Consider the following 13,286-nt stretch of genomic DNA (forward strand, 5'->3'; position numbering starts at 1 on the left):
AGGTTGCCCTCACGCAGCTCGTTTCCACTATATTGCCAAGAACATTGGTTATCTAAATAAAGAACCGCTCAAGATTGCAAAAAGAATAATCATCATTTATAATATTTATGTAATCGAAAAGAGACCACAGGAATATGGCTCCCGTGATCTCAATCATGACTCGAAAAATTTCGTTGGTTGGCTAACCCTAGTGGTTAGCTTTTTTTATTATCCAATAGGCCACTGCAAAAAATATGCAGGCGATACCTAGTTGAACAACGGATTCTGCGAAAGCAAACACAGCCCAACGCACCTTATCATTTCACTCATAGTTAACCCTCCATTTCTCCAGTAATCGAGAGGGAGTATACTACTTGTTTTTAAAGCCACTAAAGTCAATAAAGAGAAATGACCCTTTACGACTCTAGCTTGAGTATAACTAAATAAATCAAACTTTTAAAATTTGATTTGTGATAATTGAGCATAAGTATTTTGATAACCCTCAGCATGAGGGCTTTTTTTATCTCTAAAAAAACAAAGCTCTTGACTATATGTTTATATCGACATATACTATTAATTGTCGATAACGACACAAGGAGGCAAATAACTATGACAAAAACATTTAAAACTTTAGAAGACTTTTTAGGAACACATTTCATTTACACATACGATAACGGTTGGGAATATGAATGGTACGCAAAAAACGACCACACAGTTGACTACCGTATTCACGGTGGTATGGTTGGTGGCCGTTGGGTAACTGATCAAAAAGCTGATATCATTATGTTAACAGAAGGTATTTACAAGATTTCTTGGACAGAACCAACAGGTACAGACGTAGCCTTGGACTTCATGCCTAATGAAAAGAAATTACACGGAACAATCTTTTTCCCTAAGTGGGTTGAAGAACATCCAGAAATTACTGTGACATATCAAAATGAACATATTGATTTAATGGAAGAATCACGTGAAAAGTACGAGACATATCCAAAATTAGTTGTGCCTGAATTTGCTAATATCACATATATGGGTGATGCTGGTCAAGATAACGAAGATGTTATCAGTGAAGCACCTTATAAAGGGATGCCTGATGATATTAGAAATGGTAAATATTTCGATAAGAATTATAACCGTATTAATAAATAGTATTAGAATGATATACGAGAACATCGTATATCATTTTTTTTGGAGGAATTATGCCTAAGAGACGAATTTTGCCATATGTATTGCTTGGATTGATAAACAATAAAGGCAAGTTATCCGGATACCAAATCAGTCAAGAATTCAAAAATGAAGTTGGCGAATTTTGGCGTGCATCACACAGTCAGATTTATCCCGAACTAGCTCGTATGAAAGAGGACGGTTGGTTAATTGATCAAGAAGATGGTAAATCAACTTACTATCAAATTACTGAAGTCGGCCATGGAGTTTTGCGTGCCTGGATGGAAGAACCACTGCAAGCAGATGAGGACTTGTTCTCGCTAAAAATGTACTTTGTATTGGATGAAACAGATCCGCTGATGAAGAAACTGATTTTTGAAGAGTTAAAAATTAATCAGGATAAGTATGCTCATTTGCAAATACGACTCCAAACAGTATTTTCCAATCAGCAACAAATAAAAAATAATTATGGTCACTATTTGATTTTGACGCGTGCTATCGAACGAGAAAAAAATCATATTGAGTGGTTAAAACGAGAAAGCGACGTTTAATGACGTCCTTTTTTTGTACAATTGAACTTGACTCCCGATATATTTGAACATACAAAGATGAATGAACCGGTTCGAATATAGTTATTCTTTTTTATTAATAGCCTAACTAACTATTAATAATAGGAAGAAACACAAAAAATAAAAATAATAAGTCTCCATTAATATGTCATTTCATAGGACTTTATACATGCTTTTTGTATTGCGCCGTGCATTTTTACAGTATCCAAGTTTTTGCTATTTTATATATTAGTGGAGTTCGGGAGGAAATAATTTTGAAAAAGGAAAAAATTCGCTACGAGGTTTTACATCCAACATACAAGGCTCTTTATGATTTAGTTGGCGAAGATAATATGATGAAAGTTTATCATGAATTCCGAGGCACCCAAGTACAGATGCCGATGAAACTCTATGATCGTCAAACACTTAAAAAATATTTGGGAAGCATCAGTGATAAGACCATAAGTATTAAAGATTTGTCACACATCTATGGTTTTTCCCAGAGATGGATTAGAAAGGCATTGTTTAAGGATAAAAAATGAAGCTAAGAAATTTAAACTTGGTCGTCCAAAATATATGTAAAAACAATTAATCAAAAAGTAAAAATAAAAATCTGGTTAACCTTTACTAAACGGAAAAAAGCGTCTGGTAAACGTTGCCAAATTTTTAAATTTGTCAAGAATTATTGTTTGGAACGAGCTAATGGACTATACTTTTTTATACATGCTTTAATTAAGCTGGGGTTTTTATGTATATAATTTACAATAACTTGTATATATTCGGAGGACGAAGTGGAATCAGAACAAAATATTAGTATGATGCAGATCGTAGGCATCTTACGCAAACATATAAAAGCAATTTTCGGAACAACTATTGTTGTTACTTTGGCAGCAATTTTCGTTACCTTTTTCGTTATGACACCAAAATATAGCGCCACTACACAAATTTTGGTCAATCGTAAATTATCAGATGATATGCAATCAGCGCAGTTCCAACAAGTTCAGGCTGATGTTCAGATGATTAGTACTTATAAGGATATTATTACTAGTCCTACTGTTTTAAGAGATGTTAATAAGGAAGTAAGCGCGTATCCGGGATATCCGGGTTCAATAAATGCGTTAAAGAGTTCGTTATCCATCAGTAATGCTCAGAATTCTCAAGTGTTTTCAGTAACGGCAAAATCTTCTGATGCAGGAACTGCAGCAGCAATCGCTAATATGACAGCAAAAGTTTTTAAGAAAAAAGTAGTAAAAATTATGAGTGTTAATAATGTTTCAATTGTTTCTGAAGCTACGGCAAATACAAAACCGGTAAGTCCTAGAAAGGCCTTAAATGTTATAGCTGGTGTAATTATAGGCTTAATCTTAGGAATAGCATTAGCATTTATTCGTGAGTTAACTGATAGAACAGTTTCAACTGAGACGTTCTTAACTGATGATTTAGGACTTACGAGTTTGGGAACTGTTGCTGAAATTGATCAAAAAGATATTGAAAGAACTGTTGAACATAAGAAAGTTCAATCTAAATTGAGTATCAATAAATCTTCAAGAAATCATAGAAGGGTCTAGGGAATAAAATGGCATTATTTAAAAAGAAAACTACAAAGCTAGATAATTATAGTTTGAAAAATGGTGTTGGTTTGGTTACTTATGATGACCCTACCAGTACGATTTCAGAGCAATTTAATACTATCAGAACTAATATTCAATTCTCATCTGTAGATAAAAAGTTGAATTCAATTTTATTCACTTCATCTGCTCCATCTGAAGGTAAATCTACCGTAAGTAACAATGTTGCGGTAACTTGGGCTAAACAAGGTGAGACCGTTGTTCTTGTTGATGCCGATCTTCGTCGTCCAACAATCCATAAAACCTTTAATGTAAGTAATCGTGTTGGATTGTCCAGTTACTTATTGGGAAATGCTTCATTTGAAGATGTTATTCAACCAACTATGGTTAAAAATCTATTTGTTATTACTAGTGGACCAATACCACCTAATCCGTCCGAACTTCTTGGGAGTATGAGAACTAAGGATTTAATTAATCGTCTTGAAGATAAATTTGGATTATTAATTATGGATACGCCACCAGTTAATACAGTTACTGATGCGCAAGTCTTGGCAGCACAAATTGATGGTGTAATTATGGTTGTACCTCAAGGAATTGCTGAAAAAGCTGGCGTTGCTCATGCTAAGCAATTATTAGATACGGTTCATGCTAATATTCTAGGTGTGATTATGAATCGTGTCACAAAAGAAAAGTCACAAGGCTATTATGGTGGATACTATGGTGGTTATTATGGCGGATACTATGGAGCTGAGAAAGAGAAATGAAATTAATTGATTTGCATTGCCACATATTGCCAGGCGTTGATGATGGTTCCAAAGATATGCAGATGTCATTAGATTTGGCTAAGGCAGCTGTAGATCAAGGAATTACCAATAGTCTGGTAACTCCTCACCATATGGATGGGGAATACACTAATCACAAACAAGATGTGATTAGAAAGACTAATGAATTTCAAGAAGCTTTAGATAATGCAGGCATACCGTTGAGTGTGTTTGCTAGTCAGGAAGTTCATCTAACAGGGGAACTAATGGATGCCATTGCTAAAGATGATGTTCTGTTCATGGATGAAACTAATCGTTATATATTGTTAGAGATGCCACACGATGGTATTCCTGAATATACAGCGGACATGATTTTTGATTTAACTACTCGTGGTATAACGCCAGTTATTGCCCATCCAGAGCGTAATCAAGGAATCCAAGAGGATCCTGATAAATTATATGATTTCGTTAAAATGGGATGTTTAACACAATTGACAAGTAGCAGTTATCTTGGTGTGTTTGGTAAAAGGGTTCAAACACTTACTGAAGAAATCATTAAAGCCAATTTAGGATTTGTTTTTTCATCTGATGCCCATAATTTTAAGGGGCGTAGATATTTGATGAAGGAAGCCTTTGAGAAGTTAGAAAAAGAAGAGGGACTTCGCAAGGCACAATTATTTAATCTTAATGCAAGAAATATCATCAATGGTGATGACGTTGGTGATACTGATTTTATTGAGATATCTTCATTACCTAAGAAGAAAAAGAAATTTTGGCTATTTTAGTATAAAGACAGTGTTTTTAGGGGGGATTTTAATATGGAATATTTTGATGATAAAAGTGATAAGGCAACTGTTAATCTTGAATATCAGAATAGAAGGTATATCTATCGAATGTCAAAAAGAATTTTTGACTTTGTTGCAAGCTTATTAGGATTAATAATTTTATCACCATTATTTTTGATTGTCGCAGTTATGATAAAAATTGAAGATCCAAAAGGCCCCGTTTTTTATTCACAAATACGATTAGGAAAAAATAAAAAGTCATTTAAAATGTTTAAATTCCGTTCAATGATAGTTGATGCTGATAGTCATTTAAAGGAATTATTGAAACAAAATGAAATTGAAGGTGCTATGTTTAAGATGAAAAACGACCCTAGAGTTACAAGGGTAGGACAATTTATCAGAAAATATAGTATTGATGAACTTCCACAATTAGTTAATGTATTGTTAGGCCAAATGAGTTTAGTGGGACCTCGTCCACCTTTACCAAGAGAAGTTGCTAAGTATACAGATCATGACATGCAAAGACTAACTGTGAAACCTGGTTGTACGGGCTTATGGCAAGTTAGTGGAAGAAACGATGTTGGATTTGATGAAATGGTTAGTTTGGATCTTAAATATATAAGTAAAAGAAGTATTTCTTTTGATTTGTACGTTATGATCAAGACTGTCGGTATTTTCTTTGTCCCTAATGGGGCATATTAATAAATTTATAACTATATTTTTTGTAAGGCTGAGTGTTGATTGCATAATCTCACTGGGCCTTATATTGTTAAAAGAAGTTAATTGAGGATGTTTAACTATGAAAGATTTTTTTATTGGTGTTGCCGGGCACAAGAAATATGATATGCCGAAAGATAATTCTTATGTTCCCATTCAAGTTGGTGCCTCGGGTAAAATGACAATACCAAATTTTACAAGAGATGATATAGGGGATAATATTTCTAATTTGAATTCCAACTATAGTGAATTGACAGGAATATACTATATCTGGAAAAATGTTAATTCTAGGTATAAAGGATTGGTTCATTATCGCAGATATCTTAAAAGTAAAGAAAATCATTTTACTAATGGGGAAAATAAAATTTTTGATAAGATTTTAACTACTTCAGATTTGGAATCGTTGTTTAAAAGCGCTGATGTTATTTTACCTCAAAAGAGAAAATATTATATTGAAACAAATTACTCACATTATGTTCATGCCCATCCATCTGAGGCATTGAAATGTACAAAGAATATTATTTCCGAGATGTATCCCAAATATAGAAGTTCGTATGATGAAGTAATGAATGCAAGATCTGCTCATATGTTTAATATGTTTATTATGAAATCAGAATTCTTTGATGAATATTGTGAGTGGTTATTTTCTATTCTTTTTGAATTACAAAATAGATTAGATATATCAGATTATTCAAAGCAAGAGGCTCGAGTTTTTGGCTATGTAAGTGAACTTTTATTGGATGTATGGTTAAAGAACAATAAGATTTCGTTTGTAGAAGTGCCAGTGTTGTATGTAGAGGGACAACAATTGTTTAAAAAGGGAATTGGATTTATTAAAAGAAAAGTTATTGGACATGGTGAAGCACATATTAAAAGTCATGTTGATTAGGTAATAATTGGAGAGAGATTTTATGAATACACCATTAGTTTCAGTAGTGATTCCAGTATTTAATGTTGAAGAATATCTTAAAAAATGTTTAAAAAGTGTAGAAAATCAAACTTATGAGAATATTGAAGTAGTAATGGTTAATGATGGTTCTACAGACAGTAGTAGAAGTATTTGTAAAGAATTTGTGAATGAAGATTCTAGATTTAAACTATTTGACAAGATTAATGGTGGATTGTCCGATGCAAGAAATTTTGGAGTCAGTAAATCTAGTGGTGATTTTGTTACTTTCGTTGATTCAGATGATTTTATAGATAATGATTATGTCGAGTATCTTTATGATCTTCTATCAAAAAATAATGTAAAAATGTCTATTTGCCAACACAGGACTGTTTTTACTAATGGGAAAGTAGAACATCATTTTTACCATGGAAATGAGAAACTTTCATCTGTAAAAACATTAGAACGACTTTTATATTCTGATGAAGTGGATACTTCTGCTTGGGCAAAATTATATAGCAAAGATTTATTTTGGAATATAGAATTTCCTGTCGGAAAATTATTTGAAGATATTTCAACCACTTATAAGTTTATTATGGCGTCAGAGTACGTTTCTATTGGTAGCGATGAAAAATATAATTATGTATATCGCTCTAAGTCTATTGTTAATAGAAAGTTCAGCTTGAATAAGATGGATTTGATTAGTATGACTGATCAAATGGGGAAAGACGTTAGCAAGAAATTTCCTCTGCTGGAAAGAGCTGTTTTACGTAGAAGGGTCTATGCTAAAATTAGTACACTTAACCAAATGCAAGGTGTTAAAGAACATAGGGATATAAAGAACAAACTAGTGAAACAAATTCGCTTGAATGGATTTAAAGTTCTAGGTGATTCTAAGACGCCTACAAGGGATAAAGTTGCCTTAATTTTAATATACCTTGGCTATCCCGTATACAGTTGTTTTTGGAAGTATTATCTTAAAGTAAAAAAGGGAATATAGTATGGATTCTTTAAATAAAGAGGAAAAATCAAATCCAGTAGTATCAGTAATAATACCGGTATTCAATGTAGTAAGTTATTTAGAAAAGTCTGTAAAAAGTGTTTGTACTCAAACATATGATAACTTAGAAATTTTATTAATAGATGATGGTTCAACAGACGGGTCTGATAAATTATGTGATTCTCTTGCAAATCATGATGCTCGTATTAGGGTTATTCATAAAAAAAACTCGGGAATAGCTGATACTAGAAATGTCGGATTAGAGAATGTGCATGGTGATTTTATAGTATTCATTGATTCGGATGATTGGGTGAAGTCTGAGATGATAGAACGATTGTTGAACGTCCTTTTAAATGAAAATGCTGATATTGTTGCTTGTGAAAACTACTTTGTATATGGCGATAGAATAGAAAAACCAGATACTTCTGGAAAATGTGTTCGTCAAGATAGTGATTCAAGTTTGAAGACATTACTGGATGACAGAAAGTTCAGAAGTAGAACTTGGGGGAGAATTTATAAAGCCTCTACTTGGAAAGGAATTTCATTTCCTTCGGGTACAACTTATGAGGACGTTTCTACGGTTTATAAAACGTACTTAAAAGCCAAAGTTATAGTTTTATTAGATGAACCATTGTACTTTTATAATCAACGAGATAATTCCATAGTTCATTCCGATAGTTATAAGTCCTTTTTTAATTTGTTGGATGCGAGGATTTTGAGAAAAAAGGAACTAGGTAAATTGAAACCAAAATTTTTACCTGAATTAAAAGTCTCTGTTATTGCAGCAATAATTGACATATATAGAGAGGCTGCATTGTCAAATCAGAGATTAGACTTTGGTGAGGATGAAAAACTACAATTAATTCTGTCAAAGAATTATGGGAAGTTAGAAAAAAAACTTCTCTCTCCTAGGTATAGAGCTGAATTAAATCTATTAAAGCTTTCTAAAGGGATGTTTTACTCTATGGAAAATAAGTTGAATAGTTTAGTTATTCATATTAAACGGATGGGGAAATGAGATGGGTTATTTATTAATATTTTTTATCTGCATAATTATTTTCATTGTCTTTATAAGACGTGATCTTACACACCCATTAATTTATTTTTTAATTCCATGGGTTTTGTGTCTTTTAACTTATGTGTTAGATATATATCGGATTAATGGGCAGATAAATCAGGAAGCTTTAAATTTAGTAATTATAGGTACATTAAGTTTCATTTTAGGAACTGTATTAATCCGTAAGACTTTAGTAGGGGCATTTAGAATAAATAATTCTGGAAGTGCTTTCCCAACAACTTATAGAAATTGGTTGATTAAACTAATAATTGTTTTCAGTACCGTATTCAATATTATGTTAGTTGTCATTATGATTAATTATTTAAGAAGTGGTATTAGTTATGCATATATTAGAGACTTGCTATATTCATATAATGATGATGGAACAAAGTTTTTTACTTCTAAGCTAATGTTGAATGTTTATAATATTGTCGATGTTCCAATGACGTATTGTGTTGCACCAGTAGCAGTTATTGAACTCTTTCATGGTAGGCTAAAGTTACAATATAAAGTAATGAGTTGGATAAGTATTGGTGCTTACATAATAGCAACTGGTGGACGATTAATTATTATGTTTATGCTATTCCAGTTTATTTTTGCTATGGGATACTATAGGAAAGATATTCCATGGAAAACTATTAGAAGAGTTGGAATGTTTGTCCTAGTTTTAGGAATAGTTGCTTTTGTTACCACATTGTTTAGGGTTAAGTCTCAAAGTGTCGGATCTTTAAAAATCAATTCAGTATATGCATATTTCAATGTAAACTTACCAATATTATCTCGATGGATAGGTACAGTAGATACTAGTGGCGTTAAGGGAAATGGTCTAGCATTTTTTGGTGGAATCTTTCAGCTTTTGGATGTGATCCTAAACAAATTTGGAATAAATTTACCAGTATATGAAAATGTTGCAAATTTAATTAATATACCTCAACAAAATTGGGTTCAAATATATTCAGGTAATTGGTATAACGCGTTTGATACTATGTTTTATGATTTATATATTGATTTTCGAATTTGGGGAGTCTTCATCGGTTCCCTGATTTTGGGTGGATTAAGTAAATGGATATATGTATTATCTACAGAATTTAAAAATGAGAAATATGTATTTCCAGCTATGATCCTAGTTGAAATACTAGCATCGTCCTTTTTTAGATGGCAATTTGGAACATTTACTTTTACCGGGGCGTTTTTACTATCGTTCTTTATGTTTAAGAATTTAAAAAGTAATGAAACTAATGGTTCAGAGGATTTGAGGTAAATACAATGGAAAAAGTGGGTACAGTAACATTGCATTACCCATATAATTACGGTTCTACCCTACAGGCCTTTGCTTTACAAAAAGTACTTGAGCAAATGGGGTATGAATCGGAAATAATAGATTATATATGTATGTATGATTTTGAAAATTATAAATTGTTTAGAATTCATCAGTATAAGAATAGACCTAAAACTTTTCTTTCAGATATTTTATATTTGAAAAAAAATTTAAAACGAAGACATTCATTTAGAAAATTTCATAAGAAATATCTAAAAATAACTTCAAAAAAGTATAACTCTATTGAAGAATTAAAAAGCTTAAATACTGAAATGAATGCATTTGTAGCTGGAAGCGATCAAATTTGGAACTTTGAGTGTACAGGTGGAGTAGATTCGGTTTACTTTTTGGATTTCGTTAGTTCTTCAAAGAAAAAAATTGCGTACGCACCAAGTATGGGACAAAACGGACAAAATCAAAAAGATCTTGATACCATAAAACCAATGTTAGAAAGTTTTAATTCTTTATCAATACGTGAAAAAAGTATGGAGAAAAAACTAGAAAGCTTAACAAATAGGGACTTTGAAGTTGTACTAGATCCCACTCTGCTTTTAAAAAGTGATGATTATTCCACTTTATTGAATAAAGATAATGATGGTAAGTACATATTTGTTTATCTCTTGGAGCCAAATAATGAATTGGTAGATTATGTATCTAAATTAGCCAAGGAAAAAGAACTAAAGGTATTATATATATCTAACATTACAAAAAAGAAAATTTTTGATTCAGTTAATTCTGAAAATTTATATGGTTTGGCACCAAATGAATTTCTATCTAAATTGAAGAACGCTGAATATGTAGTTACTAATTCCTTTCATGCTACTGTTTTTTCAATAATATTCGAAAAAAGATTTGCAACTTTTAAAACTAGGAAGAGTTTTCCTAGAATGTTAGATTTATTGGGTAACTTAGGATTAACTAATAGGATAATGGATTCAAATTTTAATATGGATGATCAAATTGACTTCAAAACTGTTAATAAAAAACTCGAATTACTTAAGCAGAATTCGATTAATTTTTTGAAATCAGCATTATCAAAAAATGATTAACTTTTTATCAAGAGGAGTAGGTTATGAAAGAAGAACATCGGCTTATAAAGAACACGGGATTAATTGCTTTAGGAAATTTGAGTACTAAGCTGGTTTCTTTTTTTCTATTACCATTATATACGGCGTTATTAACCACTAACCAATATGGTACTGTCGATTATATAATAAGTATTTCAACCTTTTGTGTTCCCTTTGCAACTATGCTAATGGATGAGTCTATGTTTCGTTATTTAATTGATGCAAAAAATGATAATGAAAGAAAATCGATAATTAGTGTAGCGGTAAAAATCACTGGAGTAGGAATTTTAATAGTTAGTGCTATTTGTGGAATATTATATCTATTTATCAATAAAGTGATGATATTGGTTTTCCTAATGTATATGATTTCGTCCGTTGTGGCAACTCTTTTTAGTGCTTTTTTGAGAGGTATAGGAAGAACAGATTGGTATGCCTTATATAATTGTATTACAGGAATTTTGAATGTTATTTTGAATGTAACTTTGATTGCTGTATTTAGATTTGGTGTATATGGTATGCTATTTGCTTTTATAATTGCACAAAGTTCGGTAGCCATATTTACGGCATTCAGAATACATGTTTGGCGTTTCATAGATTTCAAGGCGTCAGGGAATTACAGAGAAATGCTTAGATACTCAATACCAATGATTCCAAATAGTATTTCTTGGTCTATTATAAATTTATCGGATAGAATTGTGATAATGAATGTTTTAGGTGCCAGTGCATCAGGTTTATATGCCGTAGCTTATAAATTTCCTACATTAATGGATACAGTATATGGCTTTTTCTATCAGTCATGGAAAGAAAGTTCTGCACGTGCTCTTGCAAAAGATGATAGTGATGCATTTTTTCAAAAGATTTTTGTGTATTTGATTAATTTTTTAATTTCAGTAGTTCTTTTAATGACCGCATTTATGCCAATTATTTTTAGATTTTTTGTCAATCATCGTTATTATAGTGCAATCTATTGTGTACCAATATTACTTTTTGCAACGTTCTTTTCGAATTTGTCTGGTTTTTTTGGTGGTGTTTTCACAGCCCATAAAAATACGTGGATATTGGGTACAACCACTGTATGGTCTGCCATTATTAATCTGGTTCTTAATATTGTCCTTATTAAGACCATGGGAATATATGCTGCGGCATTTGCTACCTTGCTGTCAAGTTTTTTCATCTATTGGTATAGAAGAATGAAAGTTAAAGGCATGGTTAAATTGAGTTACTCAAAGAGAATCATTTTTATCAATATTATAGCCAGTGGTGTTGTATTGAGCTTATTCATGGTTCAGACACCTTTGGCAATAATTTCTTCCTGCATATTTGCTATGGGGTATTCCATTGTCTTAAATAAACAAATTCTTGGAATTGTTGTTTCTGGAATAAAGGCAAAATTTTTTAATTAATAATTAAATTGTATATCAAAGAGGTAACGAGATGAAAGAACTTGTAAAAAAGATTGTTCCCAACATCTGGGTAATTAAGTATAGAGAGTTTAGAGAACATGGTCGTGTAAAGAATGAATTTCGCGAAGATGCTGTTCAATATAATAATTCAACTAATTTCCATTTGGTAGGTAGTTCGGATAAGGGAGTTAAAGAATTATTGATTTTTCATACGCATGCTTTGGAGAAGGGACTTAGTCATCCGCATTTTAGACCTAATTTTGGAAAAAGAGCACTGTCTGGTTTGAAGGCAAATTTAGATGAATTTGAACGTTTGAATCTTGATAAAAATGACTTTTCTTACCAAAATGCTATTTCCGTTTTAAAATTTTACAAAAACAAGCATAAAAATGCGGGTATTGATACTCCTTTTTTTGATTCATTATTTAATCTTGATGAAATTTCATTTGGAAAGCAAATGGCTGGTGCAGAGAAACATGTTAATAAAGAAGCAAATGACATGAGCTTTGAAGAATTTGAATATTATCGAACAACGCAACGTGAATTTTCACATAAAGGCGTGGATAGTAGTGTATTTGATGAAGCAGTAAAGTTGGCTTTAAAAACACCTTCCGTCTGTAATAGGCAACCTTGGAAAGTCTACACAACAAGTAATAAAAATAAAATAGCTGAATTGTTAAGGTTGCAAAAAGGATTCAATGGTTATGAGTTACCTCCAACATTAAGTTTAGTTACTGTCGATAGAAGATCCTTTATAGGGAGTTATGAAAGAAATGAAGCATATATAGATGGTGGACTCTTTTTAATGAATTTTGATTTTTCTTTAACATACTTTGACTTGGCATCATGCATTCTTAACTCGATGTTACCTAACGAAGAACAAAGGAAGGTAAAAAAAATATTAGGAATTTCACCTTCAGAGGTTTTAATAGCATTTGTTGCGGCAGGGTATCCTAAGGATGAAGTACTAGCAGCAAAATCAGCAAGAAAACCTACAAATGAAGTACTAAAATTTGTTGATTAGTTTTATAGAAGG

General features: G+C 31.8%; 15 protein-coding genes. All 15 read left to right on the forward strand.

Going from position 1 to position 13,286, the window contains the following annotated elements:
- A partial coding sequence (locus tag ATN92_RS18930) for a hypothetical protein (RefSeq protein WP_234032616.1) occupies positions 1 to 250 on the forward strand: 250 nt, incomplete at its 5' end.
- Positions 251 to 588: 338 nt separating this feature from the next.
- Complete coding sequence (locus ATN92_RS15180; RefSeq protein WP_056953497.1) at positions 589 to 1,125, forward strand: phenolic acid decarboxylase; 537 nt, start codon at positions 589 to 591, stop codon at positions 1,123 to 1,125.
- A gap of 50 nt (positions 1,126 to 1,175) precedes the next feature.
- The gene (locus tag ATN92_RS15185; RefSeq protein ID WP_056953499.1) at positions 1,176 to 1,691 is read left to right on the forward strand and encodes a PadR family transcriptional regulator; all 516 of its coding nucleotides are present in this window, start codon (positions 1,176 to 1,178) and stop codon (positions 1,689 to 1,691) included.
- 272 nt (positions 1,692 to 1,963) lie between these two features.
- Positions 1,964 to 2,230, forward strand: a complete 267-nt coding sequence (locus ATN92_RS15190) for a hypothetical protein (RefSeq protein WP_056953502.1) — start codon at positions 1,964 to 1,966, stop codon at positions 2,228 to 2,230.
- A 249-nt stretch (positions 2,231 to 2,479) separates the two neighbouring features.
- Positions 2,480 to 3,256, forward strand: coding sequence for a YveK family protein (locus ATN92_RS15195; RefSeq protein ID WP_056953503.1), 777 nt, complete (start codon positions 2,480 to 2,482; stop codon positions 3,254 to 3,256).
- 8 nt (positions 3,257 to 3,264) lie between these two features.
- On the forward strand, positions 3,265 to 4,020 hold the full coding sequence (locus ATN92_RS15200) for a CpsD/CapB family tyrosine-protein kinase (protein WP_056953506.1): 756 nt from the start codon (positions 3,265 to 3,267) through the stop codon (positions 4,018 to 4,020).
- On the forward strand, positions 4,017 to 4,802 hold the full coding sequence (locus ATN92_RS15205; RefSeq protein ID WP_056953507.1) for a tyrosine-protein phosphatase: 786 nt from the start codon (positions 4,017 to 4,019) through the stop codon (positions 4,800 to 4,802). The genes ATN92_RS15200 and ATN92_RS15205 overlap by 4 nt, the downstream gene beginning before the upstream one ends.
- 33 nt (positions 4,803 to 4,835) lie before the next feature.
- Positions 4,836 to 5,504: a sugar transferase gene (locus tag ATN92_RS15210; protein ID WP_056953509.1), complete on the forward strand. Its 669-nt coding sequence runs from the start codon at positions 4,836 to 4,838 to the stop codon at positions 5,502 to 5,504.
- 97 nt (positions 5,505 to 5,601) lie between these two features.
- Entirely contained in the window at positions 5,602 to 6,408 is an 807-nt protein-coding gene (locus ATN92_RS15215) for a DUF4422 domain-containing protein (RefSeq protein ID WP_056953512.1), read from the forward strand.
- 22 nt (positions 6,409 to 6,430) lie between these two features.
- Entirely contained in the window at positions 6,431 to 7,405 is a 975-nt protein-coding gene (locus ATN92_RS15220) for a glycosyltransferase family 2 protein (protein ID WP_056953514.1), read from the forward strand.
- Between the two features lies 1 nt (position 7,406).
- Positions 7,407 to 8,423: a glycosyltransferase family 2 protein gene (locus ATN92_RS15225; RefSeq protein ID WP_056953516.1), complete on the forward strand. Its 1,017-nt coding sequence runs from the start codon at positions 7,407 to 7,409 to the stop codon at positions 8,421 to 8,423.
- A gap of 1 nt (position 8,424) precedes the next feature.
- Positions 8,425 to 9,723: an O-antigen polymerase gene (locus tag ATN92_RS15230; RefSeq protein ID WP_056953518.1), complete on the forward strand. Its 1,299-nt coding sequence runs from the start codon at positions 8,425 to 8,427 to the stop codon at positions 9,721 to 9,723.
- A gap of 5 nt (positions 9,724 to 9,728) precedes the next feature.
- The gene (locus ATN92_RS15235) at positions 9,729 to 10,829 is read left to right on the forward strand and encodes a polysaccharide pyruvyl transferase family protein (protein ID WP_056953520.1); all 1,101 of its coding nucleotides are present in this window, start codon (positions 9,729 to 9,731) and stop codon (positions 10,827 to 10,829) included.
- Between the two features lie 23 nt (positions 10,830 to 10,852).
- A complete protein-coding gene (locus ATN92_RS15240; RefSeq protein ID WP_056953522.1) occupies positions 10,853 to 12,250 on the forward strand; it encodes an oligosaccharide flippase family protein in 1,398 nt (465 codons plus the stop codon).
- Positions 12,251 to 12,281: 31 nt separating this feature from the next.
- A complete protein-coding gene (locus ATN92_RS15245) occupies positions 12,282 to 13,274 on the forward strand; it encodes a nitroreductase family protein (protein WP_056953524.1) in 993 nt (330 codons plus the stop codon).
- Positions 13,275 to 13,286 lie beyond the last annotated feature (12 nt).

This window comes from Companilactobacillus bobalius (assembly GCF_009764355.1).